The sequence below is a fragment of the Bdellovibrio sp. ZAP7 genome (genome assembly GCF_006874645.1).
In the GTDB taxonomy this organism is placed as follows: Bacteria; Bdellovibrionota; Bdellovibrionia; order Bdellovibrionales; family Bdellovibrionaceae; genus Bdellovibrio.
In genome coordinates, this window is the sequence record NZ_CP030082.1 from 3,251,600 (window position 1) to 3,270,464 (window position 18,865).

The 18,865-nt window shown below is 45.4% G+C and carries 18 protein-coding genes; 6 read left to right on the forward strand and 12 right to left on the reverse strand.

What is annotated here, in order from left to right; translation table 11 throughout:
- Positions 1-2: 2 nt before the first annotated feature.
- Positions 3-680: a YkgJ family cysteine cluster protein gene (locus DOM22_RS15620; protein WP_142701273.1), complete on the reverse strand. Its 678-nt coding sequence runs from the start codon at positions 678-680 to the stop codon at positions 3-5.
- A 450-nt stretch (positions 681-1,130) separates the two neighbouring features.
- Between DOM22_RS15620 and DOM22_RS15625 the strand changes: the two genes are divergently transcribed.
- Positions 1,131-2,846 (forward strand): ABC transporter ATP-binding protein, encoded by a 1,716-nt coding sequence (locus tag DOM22_RS15625; RefSeq protein WP_142701274.1) that lies wholly within the window; start codon positions 1,131-1,133, stop codon positions 2,844-2,846.
- Between the two features lie 45 nt (positions 2,847-2,891).
- Here the strand turns inward: DOM22_RS15625 and DOM22_RS15630 are convergent, their stop codons facing one another.
- The 3 genes from DOM22_RS15630 to DOM22_RS15640 all read right to left on the reverse strand — a co-directional run bounded on the left by DOM22_RS15630 (position 2,892) and on the right by DOM22_RS15640 (position 6,074).
- Positions 2,892-3,959, reverse strand: a complete 1,068-nt coding sequence (locus DOM22_RS15630; RefSeq protein ID WP_246845683.1) for a linear amide C-N hydrolase — start codon at positions 3,957-3,959, stop codon at positions 2,892-2,894.
- Positions 3,960-4,245: 286 nt separating this feature from the next.
- Positions 4,246-4,722, reverse strand: coding sequence for a hypothetical protein (locus tag DOM22_RS15635; protein ID WP_142701275.1), 477 nt, complete (start codon positions 4,720-4,722; stop codon positions 4,246-4,248).
- Between the two features lie 191 nt (positions 4,723-4,913).
- Positions 4,914-6,074: a hypothetical protein gene (locus DOM22_RS15640; RefSeq protein WP_142701276.1), complete on the reverse strand. Its 1,161-nt coding sequence runs from the start codon at positions 6,072-6,074 to the stop codon at positions 4,914-4,916.
- Positions 6,075-6,425: 351 nt separating this feature from the next.
- On the opposite strand from DOM22_RS15640, the gene DOM22_RS15645 reads away from it, so the two are divergent.
- Complete coding sequence (locus DOM22_RS15645; RefSeq protein ID WP_142701277.1) at positions 6,426-6,947, forward strand: outer membrane protein; 522 nt, start codon at positions 6,426-6,428, stop codon at positions 6,945-6,947.
- Between the two features lie 76 nt (positions 6,948-7,023).
- Here the strand turns inward: DOM22_RS15645 and DOM22_RS15650 are convergent, their stop codons facing one another.
- Positions 7,024-7,755, reverse strand: a complete 732-nt coding sequence (locus tag DOM22_RS15650) for a response regulator transcription factor (RefSeq protein WP_142701278.1) — start codon at positions 7,753-7,755, stop codon at positions 7,024-7,026.
- Between the two features lie 319 nt (positions 7,756-8,074).
- Between DOM22_RS15650 and DOM22_RS15655 the strand changes: the two genes are divergently transcribed.
- On the forward strand, positions 8,075-10,066 hold the full coding sequence (locus DOM22_RS15655) for an ATP-binding protein (protein WP_246845684.1): 1,992 nt from the start codon (positions 8,075-8,077) through the stop codon (positions 10,064-10,066).
- Between the two features lie 11 nt (positions 10,067-10,077).
- On the opposite strand, the gene DOM22_RS15660 is transcribed toward DOM22_RS15655, so the two are convergent.
- Both DOM22_RS15660 and DOM22_RS15665 read right to left on the reverse strand, forming a co-directional pair.
- Positions 10,078-10,968: a 2-oxo acid dehydrogenase subunit E2 gene (locus DOM22_RS15660; protein ID WP_142701280.1), complete on the reverse strand. Its 891-nt coding sequence runs from the start codon at positions 10,966-10,968 to the stop codon at positions 10,078-10,080.
- An 86-nt stretch (positions 10,969-11,054) separates the two neighbouring features.
- Positions 11,055-11,525 carry a hypothetical protein gene (locus DOM22_RS15665; protein ID WP_142701281.1) on the reverse strand — a complete coding sequence of 157 codons (471 nt, stop codon included), beginning with the start codon at positions 11,523-11,525 and terminating at the stop codon, positions 11,055-11,057.
- 219 nt (positions 11,526-11,744) lie between these two features.
- Between DOM22_RS15665 and DOM22_RS15670 the strand changes: the two genes are divergently transcribed.
- Positions 11,745-13,319, forward strand: coding sequence for an FAD-dependent oxidoreductase (locus tag DOM22_RS15670; RefSeq protein ID WP_142701282.1), 1,575 nt, complete (start codon positions 11,745-11,747; stop codon positions 13,317-13,319).
- Here DOM22_RS15670 and DOM22_RS19955 read toward each other — a convergent pair.
- Entirely contained in the window at positions 13,316-13,489 is a 174-nt protein-coding gene (locus tag DOM22_RS19955; RefSeq protein ID WP_168196679.1) for a hypothetical protein, read from the reverse strand. The two genes, DOM22_RS15670 and DOM22_RS19955, sit on opposite strands and share 4 nt — an antisense overlap.
- Before the next feature lie 55 nt (positions 13,490-13,544).
- On the opposite strand from DOM22_RS19955, the gene DOM22_RS15675 reads away from it, so the two are divergent.
- On the forward strand, positions 13,545-14,438 hold the full coding sequence (locus DOM22_RS15675; RefSeq protein ID WP_142701283.1) for a DUF72 domain-containing protein: 894 nt from the start codon (positions 13,545-13,547) through the stop codon (positions 14,436-14,438).
- A 4-nt stretch (positions 14,439-14,442) separates the two neighbouring features.
- Here the strand turns inward: DOM22_RS15675 and DOM22_RS15680 are convergent, their stop codons facing one another.
- Complete coding sequence (locus DOM22_RS15680; protein WP_142701284.1) at positions 14,443-14,793, reverse strand: 4a-hydroxytetrahydrobiopterin dehydratase; 351 nt, start codon at positions 14,791-14,793, stop codon at positions 14,443-14,445.
- Positions 14,794-14,921: 128 nt separating this feature from the next.
- On the opposite strand from DOM22_RS15680, the gene DOM22_RS15685 reads away from it, so the two are divergent.
- Positions 14,922-15,356, forward strand: coding sequence for an MAPEG family protein (locus DOM22_RS15685; protein ID WP_142701285.1), 435 nt, complete (start codon positions 14,922-14,924; stop codon positions 15,354-15,356).
- Here the strand turns inward: DOM22_RS15685 and DOM22_RS15690 are convergent.
- The 3 genes from DOM22_RS15690 to DOM22_RS15700 form a co-directional block, all read right to left on the reverse strand.
- Positions 15,353-16,186, reverse strand: a complete 834-nt coding sequence (locus tag DOM22_RS15690; RefSeq protein ID WP_142701286.1) for a flagellin — start codon at positions 16,184-16,186, stop codon at positions 15,353-15,355. The genes DOM22_RS15685 and DOM22_RS15690 overlap by 4 nt on opposite strands.
- Before the next feature lie 121 nt (positions 16,187-16,307).
- The gene (locus tag DOM22_RS15695) at positions 16,308-17,036 is read right to left on the reverse strand and encodes an ABC transporter ATP-binding protein (RefSeq protein ID WP_142701287.1); all 729 of its coding nucleotides are present in this window, start codon (positions 17,034-17,036) and stop codon (positions 16,308-16,310) included.
- The gene (locus DOM22_RS15700) at positions 17,029-18,861 is read right to left on the reverse strand and encodes an ATP-binding cassette domain-containing protein (RefSeq protein WP_168196680.1); all 1,833 of its coding nucleotides are present in this window, start codon (positions 18,859-18,861) and stop codon (positions 17,029-17,031) included. Before DOM22_RS15700 ends, DOM22_RS15695 begins: the two co-directional genes overlap by 8 nt.
- Between the last annotated feature and the right edge of the window lie 4 nt (positions 18,862-18,865).

The window sequence follows — 18,865 nt, forward strand, 5'->3', positions numbered from 1 at the left end:
AATTATAGAATTTCTTCTGGAAGGCGCGTCGGCAGTGGCAACACGGGTTCTTCAATTTGGCGGCGATCCAGCTCACGTTGAAGCATTTTAGGCAGTGAAGCAAAGTCATTGTCCGCCTGGTTTGCTGCCGCGCTCATAATGATTTCTGCCATGGGCATTACTTTTGGAACGGGCTTCCCACCCAATTTCTGACATTCAATGACCGGCGACACGACAGAATGTTTGCGACAGACCGAGGGACGATTTGCATAATTTCGACAGGCATTATCGGGACCCAAGAACACACAGCGATTGCTTACGACCCATCCCTGCGCCCAAGCGGAATCCAAACGTTCGCGCAAAGAAAGTTCTCGCAGGCGAACGAAATCCAGATCCAATCCATCATTTAAAGAATTCGCTAAAATAATAGCGTCATCCCGAGTGATCTCCACTTCCAAATGGCAGCAGGCGCCACAACCTTTTTGGCAGGTCGTTTTAATGTGGGAGCTTTGCTGTTCTTGTTCGTTGATCAACGCATGTACTTTGCGACCGCGCTCCTCACCTGGCGAGAGCTGTGCGAGCATGTCCCCGTAGTACGCCAGCAAACGCTCCACTTCCTTTTCGAAACTAGCGAACTCATCGGTTGCTAAAAGGTCTTTATAATTGGCAAGAAGGGAGCGGAGTTGGGCCGTTTTGATCATGATTTAGGATATCATGCCCTCCCAGAATCGAAATTAACAATTGTTAATTCGGACTAAAGTGAGGTCTTCCACCCACCCACTGCACTCGCCAGCGCTTGGCGCTGCGCGTTATTTAAATGAATTCCAACTGGAGACCCATTGAAAACCAATTCACATTCGGAAAGCCCATTCGTTGACTGGCCCCGAAGGCCCAGCGCAGATTTAAATTTCACGGGAGGGCGCCATGGATTTTCCAGAAAAACGCACATATTTCGACCATTAATTTCGGTCCCATCCGCATACCGTTAAGTAATTACGCGGCTCACGATCTTGCTTACAGATTGTCCGCTTATCTGTTATACCTGGACGGCGGCGCCGGGGACCTCCCCGTACCGAAGGACAGCGAGTCGTTGGCTCGCCCCGATATTGTTTTACCAGATAACGTATTGATGTACCCGGGAAGAAAGAAAAATGAACAATAACAATGTCATTGAAGTTAAAAACCTTGCTGTCGAATTCAAAACTGACGACGGTATCGTTCAAGCTGTAAAAACCATCTCCTTCAATATTCCAAAAGGCAAAACTGTAGGCCTGGTTGGGGAATCTGGTTCTGGTAAAAGTATCACGTCTTTGGCGATCATGCGTTTGATCGGTCACCCTGGTAAAGTCACTAACGGCGAAATTTTCTATAATGGCGAAGATCTTCTGAAACTTTCTGAAGAAAAAATGCGCGAGATCCGTGGCGCGAAAATCTCCATGATCTTCCAAGAGCCGATGACTTCTTTGAATCCGGTTCTGACAGTTGCAGACCAAATCACTGAAACTTTGATGCTTCACCAAGGATTGACGAAAGAGCAAGCTTTGGTGCGTGGTTTGGAATTGTTGAAACTAGTGGGCATCCCTTCTCCTGAAGAGCGCCTGCATTTCTACCCTCACAAATTCTCCGGCGGTCAACGTCAACGTATCATGATCGCTATGGCGATCGCTTGTAACCCAGACGTTTTGATCTGTGACGAGCCGACAACGGCGTTGGACGTAACAATCCAAAAACAAATCTTGGATCTATTGGCAGACATTCAACAACGCACTCACATGAGCATGCTTTTCATTACGCATGACTTGGGTGTGGTTGCTGATATCGCTGACGAAGTGATCGTTATGAACAAGGGTGAAGTTGTTGAAACGAACAACTCTAAAAAGATCTTCACTCACCCTCAACATCCTTACACGAAAGGTTTGTTGGCTTGCCGTCCTTCATTGTCCAGTCACTTGGCGCGTTTGCCAGTCCTGAGCGATTTCATGGGACCAAACGGTGAAGAGCTTCCAGGACCAAATCTTGAAACTTTGCCTCAGGCGAAAGAAACTCCCGCTGATGCAAACTCCCCAATCATCCTGCAAGTAAATGACTTGCAAACACACTTTGCCCACACAGGGGGCCTATTGGGTCGTGTGCAAGGTTATACAAAAGCCGTTGATGGTGTGAGCTTCGCCGTTAAAAAAGGTCGCACACTGGGCCTTGTGGGTGAATCAGGATGCGGCAAAACAACTTTGGGTCGTACATTGATGCGTCTGGTGGACTCCACTGCAGGACAAATCTTGTTCGAAGGACAAGACATCACGAAATTGACTGCAAGACAGATGCTTCCGATCCGCAAAAGAATGCAGATCGTATTCCAAGATCCATTTGCTTCCTTGAATCCTCGTATGACGATTGGCTCGATCTTGATGGAACCAATGCAGATCCATCAGTTGGGTGATAACGACAACCAACGCAAAGAGATGGCTGCTGTCATGATGAAAAAAGTAGGTTTGACTCCTGGAGTGATGAACCGCTACCCGCATGAGTTCTCTGGTGGTCAAAGACAACGTATCAGCATTGCGCGTGCGTTGATGGTTAAACCTGAATTCATCGTATGTGACGAATCCGTTTCCGCTTTGGACGTATCTATTCAAGCTCAAATCTTGAACTTGCTTTTGGATCTTCAAGACGAAATGAATTTGACGTACATCTTTATCTCCCATGACTTGTCAGTTGTGAAATTCATCTCTGACGACGTGGCAGTTATGTACGGTGGTAAGATCGTAGAGATGAACACCGCTGAAAACATCTACTCGAATCCACAACACGCCTACACTCAAAAACTTTTGAGTGCGATTCCCAAAGGCGTACCTAAAGAACTTATGTAATCAAATAAAAAAAGGGGACTTCAAAGTCCCCTTTTTTATGCTTTTTTATCTCTGACTCACGGGCTTCTCAGGCGTCATCTTCTGAAATTCAAATGCCTTCACCGGCTTAAAATATCCCGAGATATCACCTACTAAATCATAGTTCTTAACCAGCGTGATTTTCTGTACCGGCGAATTTTTTTTAAACTCCAGGCGATCGATTTGAACCCAAACCAGGTTCGGACTTAGGGTGTTTTCGTAAAAATAAACTCCACGGGTCATATCTGCGACCGTTCTCCAGCGAGTTGTCGAAACATATGGGCGAGCCGGATCTGCCGTTCCAAAGGGCTGCGAGACATTTCTTAAGACACTTAATACTCCCGCCACGGATTCCCGGTATTCAGTGGGCTGAGGCAGCTGTTGAGCGTAATAGGCGGCTCTGACAAAGCGATCCGCTGCGGCTGTAGTTCCCGGCAGGTCTTTGTGGCCTCCGAAACCTTTATACTGCTTCAGCGCCGTCAGCTGCTCCTCATATGGTGGAGAATTGGTCATGACCTTAAAGGTTTTATCATGATAAATTTTAGGCTTCCCATTAATGTATTCAATAACCGCAGAATCTCCCGTTTTATCAGAGATCGCGAGATGCACGGATCCTGATTTTTCCCCAGATGAAGTCTTTATTGAAAAGGACTGCACTTGATAGGGATCCGCCTTGAACGCGGCCATGGCGTCCGCGACTGTTTCGAAGTTATCCAAATAGTATTGCGCCCACAAAGTGAATGACAGACCCGGAAGCTTTTCATCACGCTCACCGAAATCACTTTCAGTTAAATATAATAGATTTGCGGTCAGGCCTTTTTCATTCAAACCATCGGCCGTCCCGATGTCATAGGCAGTCATAATGACGCTGCCGTATTTGGATGTCCACTTTAGTGAATTGTCGTCAGTTCCGCCGTCACGGACGATGCCACGAGGTAAAAGCCACATATTGGAGCCAATATCCTCAAACCAATCCATATTTCTACCCACAATGACATCTTGCTTTTTAGTGTCCCACAGAAAGCGCGTGCAGGGATAAGCTGTTTGCCAAAACAAAAGGGAGCTTAACAAGCACAGCATTGAACGCCTATTCATCAATCACCCCCCATTTTTTCTTTCCTGATCAGTTTAAAAAAACGAAATCCTATATGCAACCCGACCCGGTGAATTCACATAGGCCTTTCACAAATAGGGCGCTTTAGAAAAGCTTGGACTAGATTATAGGTCCAAAGAGAACGAGTTTTTCCATTATTCTTTTTGATCTTTGCCAGTGTTGCGGTCGGAGCGGCATCCACTGACAAGAATGTGAAGTCGAGGGACTATGCTGAAATAAAAAAAGGGCTCGTTCTGAGCCCTTTCTTAGTTCTGGATGTTATCTGAACTACTGAACGCTCACGTTGTCACAGTTAGGAACTGTGTAAGACTTTGTGAAAAGGTGAGTCTCGCGCCCCTTGTTCAATTTGCGACCCACTTTGATTTCCACAGTCATTGGGTATGTACCTGTGTATTCAACAGGGTAGCAAAGAGTTCTGGATTCATTTGTATCGCAGAAATCTTCTTTTTGAACAAAGTTAATTGGTGTGGAAAGAACTTCTGAACGAACAGTTTCAAAAGTCGCTTTGCGGTTACCATCCATATGAGTAACTACGATATCAACTGGCGCTTTAGTGCGCAAAGTATCCCCATCACGGCATACGAACGTGTAAGCAATAGCACGGCCCATGTAAACTGCTGGTGCGTGAACTACATAGGGGGCTTTCGCAGCAAGGATCTCTTCCCAAGAAGAGTTTTGAGTGATAGCTGCGGAAGCTGTTTGGCCCACCAAAAGGGCCACGATAGACAATACGATCTTTTTCATTAGAATCTCCATTTGATTAATCTGAATGCGGGCAAAATGCCCAACTTCAGGGAAATTCTCAATGCAATGTTTTATAAATCAGATTTGTAATATCCCGAGTGAAAAAGATACCGACAAGGCCTGAATTTTCGACAGCACAAAAGTTAAAAAGCCTGATTTACATCAGGCTTTTCAATGATTCTATTTGTAAACTACCACAGGATTGGGTTCGCAGCGGCTCCGATAAAGACCAGTCCGGTCGCCTTCACCAGGGTCGTTTTTCCTGTATTTACGTCCACTCGGACCAGGTTCCCCTGCTCACTGAATCCATAAAGAGCTTTTGAGGCAAAGCCCAAGCCAAAAATATTTTTCTTGTCCATACAAGCCACTTCTTTAGTCGCTTTGGAAACAGGGTCAATTCTTAGAATCCCTTGGTTGCCACCCGCTCCCGCATTCTTACACAACGTGGATGTGGCATTTGTGATTGTCCAATACAGGTATCCATCTGGAAGGAGTTTTACGTCACCGCCATACATCGTATAGCCTGCGCTGGCCGGAATCACCGTTGTCTTGACACCATCGGCGGCGATAGCGATCAGACTGTTGGTTTGGGATGAGGTGCCGGGATTGTGCTCTTCAGAGGTAATCAGTTTGCCGTCAGCTAAAAGAGTCAAACCTACGGCGCGATCGCCACGGGTCACTAGGTTTCGTTGATACAATGTCGCGATACCAGTCGTAGCATCTACTTTATAAGCGTTGCTACCGACGGATTCTTCATTGTCTTTGGCATACAACTCACCCGAACTACTGATAACCATGTCAGTACATTCAAGCTTAGCTCCGTTGTAAGTCATCTTAACTGTCTTTAAAACTGTGCCGGTTTGTGGATCTAAACTATACAGAAATCCATCCGTGTTACAGCCATAGAAAGGAGCTGTCGCAATGGAGCTATCAACAACCTTGATAATGATCTTAGCGCTGGCCACATTATTCTGACCGTCCACGATCGTATAAGACATGGTTGCCGTACCCGTCACACTTGAAACGTAGTCATAGCTGGTGGCCTTTGCAGTCAGCGCACCCAAGTTTGGTGAGCCTACACTTTGTACCTTTAAAGAGCTACCCGAATTAGCAGCCAGAATGCTCGCTGTGGAGATATTCAGTGTCACCCCCACATTGGTTGCTAGTGTGATATCGTTAGCCTTTAAGCCATCATACGTCGCACTGTCAGGGGTGTTTGAACCGTCGGTAGTCGATGAGGCAGCATTCACGGGAGCCTGAGAGAAGTTTGCCTGTGAACAGTTCTGAAATGAGACAACTGAGACCGCAGATACAACGATGATTCCGAACAATTGATATTTAGGCATTTTCACCCCATCCCCCTTATCTTAACAGCAACACATGGGCCAACTACTCCTCGGTTTATTTTGAAGTCACCGTAGAGAAAACTGACTCTGTACAAAAGTTATTTGACGTTTCCCATTCCAGAAAGTTCCCTAAGCAACTCGACTTTCCAAAGTTGAGACGCCAACTCTGTGTGCTCCCACAAAGAGGTCTGCATCCGTATCTATGAAACATTTTTCCCCACTCGTGGGGCAATACTCCACGGTGGCGCCTCAAAGGACGTGTCATCTTCAAAATAACCACTGCTCGCTATTGGATTCGATTTTGCTCCGCCCAAAAGCCTGAGGATTTTTCTGCTATATCAACAAAGGAGCCACAACATGAAAACACTCATCGCCATTTTTGCGACTCTGACTTTTTGCACACTTGCAAATGCTCAAAGCAAACAAGATCTTAAAGAAGGATCCAACACAATCCGCCTTCTAGGAGGATCTGCCCAAGCAGCTGCTTCATTTGGTTTAGATTATGAACGTCGCACTGGCACATTCGGTCTCGGCGCCAAAATTTTGCACTCGACAAAGAATGAAGATGTCGGCAAATCCGAAAGCACAACCTTCGACATCCATGCAGTCTCTCATCTTTTTGATCACAACGACATGGATATCTATGTGGCAGGTGGTATTGGTGTGACGAATATGGATGATGTTGCCAACCCTGCAGATCCAACAGCTAACACAAGTGATGAAACTCTGATTGGTCCGACTCTTGGAATTGGCTTGGCTTACACTTTGAACCCACAATGGTCCGTAGGTTTTGAGTACTATACTTTGTATAACTGGTTCAGTGACAAAGTAGCAGATAACTACAACTACGCGAACGTTGCAATCGGCTTTAACTTTTAATTGAAAATCGACTACAGCGGGAAAAGGGTGAGATGGATTTTACCCTTTTCCGATGCGCCGATGGCTTCGTCCTAACTTAGGGAGACGCGTTCTGATGCCGTTCGCGATTTTCTTCCGGCGCAGAGAAAGTGTAACCTTGTTTAAATATCGATCTTAAATTCGCGCCTGGCGGTCCCAGCTTTTTACGCAAAGAAGATATATGGGTGTCTACTGTATGCCTTGATACATAAAGGCTATCACTCCAAAACAAATCTAAAAGCTTTTGCCGCGAAAAAATTTTTCCTTCATTCTTCATGAAATGACTCAATAATTTAAATTCAATAGGCGTTAGAGGCAGTGGTGTTTCAGTGCCGTCGGCGTTCATCACAAAGATTTTTTGCAAAGATAAATCCACTCTGAATCCCGCCATGATAAAAGAAGCACCTGAACTTTTGTTTCGGCGAAGCTTGCCCCTAACCCGAGCCTTAAGTTCTTCTGGCTCAAAGGGCTTCGTGACATAGTCGTCGGCACCGACCTCGAAACCTTGAACTTTACTGGTGAGCTCCGTCTTCCCCGTCAGGAAAATTACTGGCAAGTCAGCGAATCTTCTTTCCGCCCGCAAGTTCTTGCAGAATTCAAAACCATCCTCGTCGGGCAAGTGCACGTCCAAAAGCAAGAGAGAGTAAATTCCCTTTTCAAGCTCGCGACGGCCGTCCTCTGCTGATGCCACACTCTGAAGATTGCAAATTTCCGCGACGGCATGACGGACGATCGCTTGCATTTCCCGAGAGTCTTCTATTAATAAAACGCGTTTTTTTTGTGTTTCCATACAATGATTTTCCGAAGTGACAAGCAGGATGGCCAGAAGAAATAGTGTGTATTTTGTTTATTCCTGGGTGCACGGACTTGGATACAGTCACCATTTACAGTTTAATTTTATTATGAATACGACATCCATGCGAAATCATCATACTAAAATTCCCAGGATTCTCGCTGTCAGTGGGCTTATTACGTTAGCGGCCTTAGCGCTAATTATTTTCTATAGTACACAAAATCTTTTGGAGTCCTCAGCCTGGCGTAGGCACACATATGTTGTAATAAGTGAGATTCGCGGATTGAAAGCCTCGGTGGAGGAGGCGAAGGTCTCCTTGACGGCTGTCTATATAAATCCTTACATGTCCTTCGATGCCTCTACGAAAGCCGAACAAAATTTGCAAAGAAATCTTGTTACTGTGTCAGAGCTCGTTGCAGATAATAAGTATCAAAGCCGACGTATTCAAAAAATCTCGACTTTATTAAATGCCAAACTAGGAACTTGGCGGAACTTCGCAACAAATCTGCACAACCACAGCAAGACCATATCCACAGACGAGTTCCGCTCAATGTTGTCTTCAACAAATACGGATGAGGTCAACCGTACTCTCGCAGAAATGGAATCCGATGAACAAAATCTCCTGATGCGCAGAGATGCACGCTTAGAAAAAGACTTTCAGAAAACTTCCGCTATCATAGTTTTGGGCGTGGCCTTGGCATTTCTGCTGTTCTTTCTTTCAACCAGCCTTTTACAGCGTCAGATTCTTCTTCGCAAAAAAATAGAACTGGCTCTTGAAGAAGAGCGCATCAAAGCGCAGGAAGCTTCAACTCTGAAATCCAGCTTCCTAGCGAACATGAGTCACGAAATTCGCACTCCTTTAAACGGCATTATTGGCATGACCAAGTTGATGGAACAAACGCCAATGAATGCCCGGCAAGCTGATTACCTGGACACGATCAAGATTTCCTCCACTTCTCTTCTGGCACTGATTAATGAAATCCTGGATCTTTCCAAAATAGAATCTGGCAAATTTCAATTGGAAGAAACCAACTTTGAACTTTCATCTTTGATTAAAAGCGCGGTATCCATCGTCAACTACTCAGCCAAACTTAAAAATCTGGAGATTAAGACAGAAATCGATCCCACCGTGCCGGAGTTCCTGACGGGAGATCCACTGCGCTTGCGCCAAGTGCTATTAAATCTGATTAACAACGCAATCAAATTTTCCGAACACGGCTTGATCAAGGTGCGCGTAACTCACAAGGGTCCTGATATACACGGCTCCCCTCATTTGCTTTTCGAAATTATTGATCAAGGCGTTGGATTTGACCCCGAGACCCGCTCAAAACTGTTTCAGAACTTTTCCCAAGGCGATAGTTCCATGACGCGAAAATATGGAGGGACGGGACTGGGGTTAGCCATTTCCAAGCAAATTGTAGAGATGATGAAAGGGTCGATAGACGTTGACAGTGTTAAAGGCATTGGATCGCGCTTTTACTTCGACGTGAACTTGGGGATTCCTCAAACGGATGCCGCCATTCAAAAGATTTCAAATTTAAAACCGGTCACTCCTCTTCAGGGTCATATTCTGATTGCCGAAGATAACTTGGTAAATCAAAAAGTTGTCTCTGAAATGCTTTCAACCATGGGCTGCACCAGCCAAGTAGTTGAAAATGGTAACGCCGCGATCGCAGCGCTACTTACCGAAAAATTCGATTTGGTTTTGATGGACGCGCAAATGCCGATCATGGATGGGTACGAAGCCACTCGCCAGATCCGCAAGGGACAGGCTGGTGAAGATAACAAAACAATACCTATTCTTGCGACGACCGCCAATGCCATCAAAGGTGACATTGAACTATGCCTAGAAGCCGGCATGAACGATTATATTAGCAAACCCATTTCCTATAACGACCTTGCATTCAAGATTAGCAAATGGATCGGACGAGGATTTAACGTCATCAATCCCGCCAACATGGACTCCCTTCAAAGAGACGAATCCAAAAATGGTCATTCTCTTTTAAAAGAGGTTGTCGACATTTTTAACGAGGACAGTCCCAAATTGGTGGCAAAAATGCGCGAAGCCATTCGTGATAAGCAATATCAAAAAGTGTCCGCCCTTGCCCACAACCTGAAATCCTCGGCGGCGGTACTGGGGGCGATTCGATTAAAAGACTTGGCAGAAAGAATAGAGACTCTGGATTTAAACTCCACCAACGAACAACAAATCACTCTGTTGGTGGACTCCTTAGAAAAGGAACTCCAGCTGGTTCAGGAATATCTGGGCAAAAACATTCGCCACCAATATCCCCCACCAACTCTTTAAGATTAACGGCCTCACGCCATTTTTAAGGGAAAAGACGAAAGCTTCGGATAAGATAATTCAGATACTTCACCAAAGTACTTTTCTGGTTCCGCAAAACACTTTTCAAAGATCTTTTGCAAAGCCGCCGCGTGCGTCCCATCCATAAATCGATGATCAAAGGTCACACCGATACGCGCCACTGGACGGGCTTCTACCACTCCTGTTTCCGTAACCCAAGCACGTTGCTTAATTTGACCGACAGTCAAAAGAATTGGAACTTTGGAATAAGAAACCAGTGGTGCCCACGCCGTGTCAGCGCCCATACCGCCGATGTTTGTGATCATGATGGAACCAAACGCGTCCCTTGGCATACCTGCCCATGTCAGATTGATACCCAAGTCATAGTTCAAGAATGATGTCAGGTTCAAAAGTGTGCGCATGAAACCCCACGGAACCCATTTCATAGCATCAAGTGATTTCGTCAACTCACTTTGCTCGCCACCTTTAATGGCTTTAGACTTACCCGCGAGTTCCTGTGCAATCTGTGAAACAGAGAGCTTTTCTGCCTCTCGCACCACCACTCCTGTCAAAGTTGCTTTTCCCACTGGGTCTTCCGGATTACCTGGAATATTCACTTGATAAAAAATGTCGACGGTTTCGCGCAGATAAATGCGATTATTGCGAATCATCCCGTTAATTTCAGGACGCTCTTTCATCGCCGTGGCCGCTGCTTTGCCTACCAAATGAGAAATAGAAAGTTTCAAGCCAGTCGCCGCTTCCTGAGCTTTCATATACTCAAGAGCTTTGGTCATATCAATCTCCAACAATCCGTAAACCGTAGGGTCCCCAGCTTTATGCCAGGAGCCCATAGCAATTTTTCGGAACGCGGATCCACCTTTAGAGAGCGTCATTTTTGTTTTCATATCTTCATGCTATGTTTGCGGGACGACACAAGTAAAATATGAAAGGGACTATTAATTGCTAATTGCGACCATTGAAGAGTCGAGGTCTAGCGTTTTCCCAGATAGCAAGTCTCTTTTACCAAGGTATTGAATCCTAGATAGCCTTCTTCTTCTACTAATAGTTGGACTGCCTTCAATTGACCTTTCTCTTTATAGAGTTTCAGAGTGGCCTTCTGATCTTTCTCCTCTTCGTTAACATGCGGATGAAGGCTTTGAAAGTTCAGTATACCTGCTGATGTGCTTTCGCCAATAAAGTCGTAGCCCTCGCCCAATTGGAAACGAGCCGTGCGAATCGGATCGGGTTGTCCTATCCCATAGTAAACCGTCACAACGGCACTAAAGCGTTTTTTGGCAGAAAAGACATCCAAGGAACAATCTTTTCTGTCGAATGTCGTTCCCCGAAAACTGACTTCATCTCGCCCCACCGGAAGCAGGTTTTTAAGGTTTACAGGAATCTCCGCCGCCACAGCCGCAGATGTTACACTGATTAAAGACACTAATACGATCCAAGATTTCATACTGAACTCCAATTCGTCGGCGATAATACGCCTTTGCCAGACCGTTTTCCATGCACAAATTAATCAGAGTAAAGACTCAAGATGCATTCCAATTAACCGCTACCAAATTTGTCACCAGTGAGTGAATTCTTCAGGGAGTCTGACGGAGATGACAAATAACAACTATGCCGCCCTTATGACGAGTGGAAATATAAGAGGGACACTCAATAAGGGAGCCGCATGGACTATGTACAACAAAGAACTCAGTCATTATGGCAAAAGGAATTTTCTCTGCCCGATCTTGCTCCGCTAAAGAGCTCCATTGAAACAGATGTCTGCGTCGTCGGTGCTGGTATCGCGGGCCTTTTGTGCGCCTACGAACTTTTACGACAAGGTCTTCGTGTCGTCGTCTTGGAGCGTGGTCCTCTGGAAAAAAATCAAACCGGATACACCACGTCGCATTTGGCTGATGCTTTGGATGATGGATTTGACCACCTGCTAAGAATCCATGGCGAAGAAACCACGCGGATGTTCTACCAAAGCCACCGCGCAGCCATTAGCTTGATTGAAAAAATCGCCCGTGACGAAAATATCGAATGCGATTTTCATCGTGTAAATGGTTATTTATTTCTTTCTCCAGAACACCAGCCTTCGTACCTGGCCAAAGAATTCGAGGCTGCCATTCTTGCGGGAGCGGAAGCCGTGAAGCTAAGCAGTGATTTCCCTGAAGCCTTTTTTAAGACGGGTCCTGCTATTCGTTTTGAGAATCAAGGACAGATCCATCCTCTAAAATTCACACGTGGCCTGATCGGGGCAATTGAAAAAAAAGGTGGTAAGATTTTTGAGCACACTCAAGCTGATGATTATCACGAAGGCGAGGAGACTTACGTAATGACCGAAGGCGGTCACCGCGTGAAATGCAAATCTATTGTACTGGCGACAAATGCACCAACATCAACTTTAAAAATTTATTTAAAACAGGCGGCATATCGCACTTATTGTATCGCCGTGAAAATTCCCAAAGGCAGCATCCTCCCTGCTTTGTATTGGGACACTCAGGAAAACTACCACTATGTTCGTATGGTCCCTCTAGAAAACAGAAGTTACGATGCTCTCCTTATTGGAGGCGAAGACCACCGCGTGGGTGAAGGTCATCCTGAAAAGGCTTTTGAACAACTTTATGAATGGACTCAGCGTCGTCTTGGCCTTACCTCCAATGAAGTTCTCGCTTCGTGGTCAGGACAAATAATGGAGCCGGTTGACAGCATCGCCTTTATTGGGCGCTCCCCGGGCAAAAAAAATACGTATCTCATCACGGGTGACTCCGGTCACGGCTTCACCCACTCAGCGATCGCTTCAAAACTCATCACGGGTCTGATTAAGGGTGAACATCAGGAGCTGGAAAAAATCTATGACCCAAACCGTCTGACTTTAAAGGCGGCGAAGGATTATGTATCCGAAAATGCGAATACCTTTCAACAGTATGCCGATTGGGTCTTACCTCACGACAGCATCGATACTTTGGCTCTCGATGAAGGATGTATCGTTAATCATGGCTCGCACAAAATGGCCGTCTATAAAGATGAAGACGGGCGCATTTATAAGATGTCTGGAATGTGTCCCCACCTGGGAGGTTTGGTAAAATGGAATTCAGTTGAAAAAACCTGGGACTGTCCTTGTCATGGTTCGCGATTTGACAAATTTGGTGCATGTTTACATCCCCCTGCAACTTCGGGATTGAAATCTCTCGAGGATGTACAGCTTCCAGCTCCCGAAAACCCATTGAATTTTCGGGAACTGAAATCTAAACCTTAAACGCGGCGGTTGGAGCTTTTTTTGTCGTTCATATGTTCAATTTTATCGCCCAGATCATGAATGGCTTTCCCAGTTTTCGGAGCTTTTTCCGAAACCTTTGCACCAACATCCTCTATTTTGTCTCCCATTTTGCGGGAGAAGCTTTCTTTGGAATTATTAACTGAAGCCATAATTGCCTCCTTGCTGACGACATTATAACGCGGGAAAGATGGCAACGGAGCATGTATGAACACAAGAATAGGGATCTCTGGCTGGGTTTATCCTCCATGGCGCGGCGTTTTTTACCCCAAAGGCCTGCCGATTAAAAAAGAACTCGCCTATGCGAGCCGACAAGTTTCGACGATTGAAATAAATGGTTCGTTTTATGCCAATCAAAGGCCCGAGACCTACCTTCGTTGGTATAAGGAAACTCCCTCAGACTTTTGCTTTTCAGTGAAAGGTTCGCGTTTTATCACGCACATACTGCGCTTAAAGAACTGCGAAAAGGCTTTATTTAACTTCTTTGGCTCTGGAGTACTTAACCTTAATGAAAAGCTGGGCGCATTTCTGTGGCAACTTCCGCCCAATTTTGTATTTGAGCCAGAGCGTCTCGAAGCCTTCTTTAAATTACTTCCAACTAATTTTTCTGAAGGAGCAACTCTCGCCGATCGATCAGACAGATTTCCATCCCACTATTCAGACGCTATTAGAAAAAGCAAACGCCGACTGCAGCACAGTCTGGAAGTTCGCCATCACAGTTTTGAAAACCCGGAATTTATAGAGCTGCTTAGGAAGTACAACATCGCGCTGGTCTTTGCGGACACGGCAGGAAAATGGCCTTACATGGAAGATGTGACTGCTGACTTCGTCTATGTGCGATTGCATGGTGACGAAGAATTCTATGTCAGTGGCTATTCACCAGACTCTCTTCAGTGGTGGAGTGAACGAATCAAACAATGGCAAATTGGCCGGGAACCCGCAGATGCTTTGACGATTACCGACGATCACATGCCCGTGAAAGACCGTGATGTTTACATCTATTTTGATAACGACTTAAAAGTAAAAGCTCCCCAAGATGCGCGAAGCCTGATTAAAATTATTCAGCCCCGCAGCAATCGTTTATTGGAAACAGAACTATGAATCGCTAGTGAGCGACCGGTGCGTAATTGTGAGATGCCATTGCATCAATCTTTGCGGCGCAGATAAAATCGTTTTCCGAAACACCACCGACGGAATGAGTATTGAACATCACCACACAGCGATTGAATGAAACCAAAAGATCCGGATGATGGTTCTCAGCATTCACCACAAAAGCTAATGCGTTCACAAACGCTAAAGTCTCGTGATAGTTTTTGAAAGAGTAGGCTTTAACGATATGATTATCCTCATAAGACCAACCCTTCATCGCTGCCAGGTATTCGTCAATTTCAGTTCCCGAAAGACCTTTTTTCACGTTACGAGATTTCTTTTTTAGAAGCTCCGCTGAATCAATCATCACTTACCCCCTACAACTTATATTAGATTAAGAAAGAGTAATAAATAAAGAATTCCCTGGGTACTTTGTCTTGACACATACTTTTTGCGTACTAAATTTTTAATTCAACATTTTTGAAGGAAAAAGCCATGCCAACGAACGTACAAATTATCTTTCCTATGTGTGCAATGTTCCTATTGGTCCTACTTGTTCTGGGAAAAATGTTTTTGGGAAGAAGGACGGCAGTTCGCACCGGCTCCGTAAAACTCAGCTTCTATCGCACACTTCAAGGACAGGAACCTGAACAATCCATTCAAGCTGTACGCCACTTCGCGAACCTTTTCGAAGCACCCGTTTTATTTTACGTCGCATGCATTCTGGGGTTGATTCTACCCGTGCAAAACATCGCGTTTGTGATTTTGGCGTGGTTGTATGTCTTGGCACGTACTTTACATGCATTTATTCATTTAGGAAAAAATGACGTTATCAAACGCATGCGTTCTTATGCCTTCGGATGGTTGGTACTTATCGCTATGTGGCTCATGATCACCGCAAAGGCGATCCATATTGCCACTGTGACTTAGCCAATCAGTTTCAAGGCCAATTGAGCTGACTGATTGGCCTGACTTAAAACAGAAGTCCCCGCTTGAAGTAAAATACTATTTCTAGTCATTTCACTGGAGGCAGCGGCAATATCTGTATCACGGATACGACTGTTCGCTGCAGAGAGATTCTCCTGCATCACGCCCAAGTTATCCGCTGTCGAGGTTAATCTATTTTGAAGGGCACCCATGTAGGCACGAGTTCCGTTCACAGCAAGCTGAGCATCATCCAAACGGCTGAGCGCATTTTGAGCGCCTTCTTTAGTATCATAGGAAAGGCCATCCAATCCCAAGGCATCCAAAGTTGCAACACCGCGGCCCGCTTCAAATGTGATGCGATCGTTTTTAGGATCATTATTAATACCTACTTGAAAATCAAAGGCTGGCGCAGATCCATCTAAAAGTTTCGTCGAACCCCAAGTCGTCGTTTTCGCAATTCGCTGAATCTCTTCACGAAGCTGCACGACTTCCTTATTCAACATCCCCCGCTCTTTTTCACCAATGGTGTCAGAACCGGCTTGGATACCAAGTTCACGCAAACGGATAATGATATTGCTGATTTCATTCAAACCACCTTCAGCGGTCTGAATCATGGAAATACCATCATTCGCATTTCTTTGAGCCATCGCTGCGGAGCGAATTTGACCTTTCATGGTTTCAGAAATAGCCAAACCTGCTGCATCATCCGCTGCTTTGTTAATACGACTGCCCGAAGCAAGTTTTGCCATCGAATCATTCATGATTCTTTGTGAACCAACCAGATTACGTTGTGCATTGATTGCAGCGATGTTTGTTTGAATTCTCATACCCATATCATGTCTCCGCTGGCAAATTTATCGGGAAACATTGATGAGACTTCACGAGACCATCGTTATAGTTTTTTTGTTCTATGAAGTTCTAATCAGAAGGCCTGTAACAGCATGAAACGAACGCTTATTTTTCCTGTGTCACTCCGAGATAAGCGGCTTTAACCTGAGGATTTTTTAGTAATTCCTTCGCATTACCCTCGACACGCACCACACCTTGTTCAAGAACGTACCCGCGATCCGCAACTTGCAAAGCACGAAAAGCTAATTGCTCCACCAAAAGAATGCTGGTTGTTCCTGTCGCTTTAATTTTGTTAATCACCGAAAACATTTCGTCGATGATTACCGGTGCAAGTCCCATCGAGGGCTCATCCAACATAAGGATTTTGGGTTTCAACATCAGCGCTCTGCCGATGGCAAGCATTTGCTGCTCTCCCCCAGAAAGGGTTCCGGCCAGCTGAGCATTACGCTCTTTCAAGCGGGGAAAAATCCCATAGACCTCATCGATGGTTTTCTCGATCTCTGCTTTCTTTTCATTCTTTGTTCTTAGAAATGCACCCAAAAGCAAATTATCATGGACACTTTGCTGCGCAAAAATGCGACGGGCTTCTGGACAATGAGCCAGACCAAAGGCCACACGCTTGTGAGCGGGGATTTTATTAGCAAGCTTACCATCGATGTAGACCTCTCCGGCAGCAGGCTGCACCAGTCCCGAGATGGTACGAAGCAAGGACGTTTTACCCGCACCATTTGCTCCAATCATTGCAACCAACTCTCCGGGTTGAACTTGGATACTGACGCCCTTCAAAGCTTGGATGCCGCCATAGTGGACAGCAAGATTCTTTACCTCAAGCATGCTGTGCCCCTTCCGCGCCCAGATAGGCTTCAATAACTTGGGGATTGCTTTGCACTTCTTTAGGAGAACCCTCGGCAATTTTTTTGCCGAAATCCAAAACAGTGATTTCATCCGAAATTTGCATCATCATTTCCATATGATGTTCGATCAAAAGAATCGCAAGGCCGGCTTCTTTGACTTTGCGTATGATTTTGTTGAATTCCTGAATCTCTCCGGAAGTCAGACCGGCCGCGGGTTCATCCAGTAATAATATCTTTGGCTGCAAAGCCAGAGCCCGTGCAATTTCCAATCGCCTTGCCTGCCCGTAGGCTAAGTTCTTGGCTTTCTCCAATGCCAAATGTTCAAGTCCTACAAACTCCAACCACTTATAAGCTTCCACCACAAACTTATCTTCTTCCCGTCTTACGTGCGGCATCCCCAGCAGCACCGCTGGCAAAGACGAGCGATAATGTTTGTGTAAACCCACCAAAACATTTTCCAATACCGTAAGATCAGAAAAAAGTTGCAGATTTTGAAAGGTACGTGCCACCCCCAGATACGCCCGACGATGCGGCTTAACGCTGTTTGAGGGTTTGTCAAAGATGTATACTTGACCAGCGGTCGGCTGATAAAGCCCTGTGATCAAATTTACGGTCGTAGATTTCCCCGAACCGTTTGGGCCCATTAAACCGCGAATCGTACCCGGTGCAATCTTCATTTCTAATCGGTTTACCGCAATCAGACCGCCGAAACGCATTTCCAATCCTTCAAGTCGCAATGGAATCGGACCGCCAGCGGAACCAGTATGAAACTGAAGATTTTGGGCCGCAGCATTCTCTTTGATTTTCTCCAGATCATAATCGTTTCGCAAAGCCGGAAACCATTTTTCAAAGTACCCACGAATCCAACCGGCCAACCCATTTGGCAGATAAAACAAAGCCAGCAAAAGCAGAATACCAAAAACCATCAGTCGCCAGTCTTTGAACCAAGTAAAGACATCCGGCAGAATCACCACCAAAGCCATCCCTATAAAGTTCCCCAAAACAGATCGAACACCACCAAAAATTAAAGCCATCAGCGCCAAGATAGAAAAATCCAAAGTAAATGTATTCGGCGCCACATAATTATCCAGATGAGTAAATAAAGCGCCCGCCAACCCCGCAATGGCTGCTGACAAAACGAAAGCTGAAATTTTAAAGCGTGAACGAGAAATCCCACAACTTTCGGCGGCGATACTGGAATACTTAATCGCTTCAAAAGCCCTGCCCCAGAAACTTCTCGCCAAGTTTCTTTTCAAGAACATCACCAGAAGCAAACAGGGATAAATCAGATAAATAAAATTATTTCCAGATAGTGAAAAGCCCGCAAGTTTTAATGGCACCATCTGAATTCCTTTAGTTCCGTTAGTCAGGGCCTCTTGTTCATTTATAATAGTATAGATGATGCTTCCGTAGGCGATGGTCGTAACAGCCAAATAGGGACCCGATGCCTTTAATGAGGGAAAGCCCAAGGCAAACCCAAAGGCCGCAGTCACCACAATAGCTGTCGCTAAGGACAACCAATAAGGCCATTCATAAAAACCTTGAATCGTACTTCCCTGATTTGCGGCGGCCGTAGAGTTCAAAATGGCCATGGTATAAGCCCCCACGGCAAAAAGACCCGCATGCCCAATGGAGATATCTCCGATATAACCCGTGACCAGATCCAAAGCGGCCACCAGAATAGTATAAACGATAATACGTCCTAAAATTCCATGAACGTAGTATTCGTTTTCCACCAACGAAGGTATCAACAAGGGAAGCAAACACAAAATGTATGTGGCCCATTTCCACGATTGCTTCTTCACCACT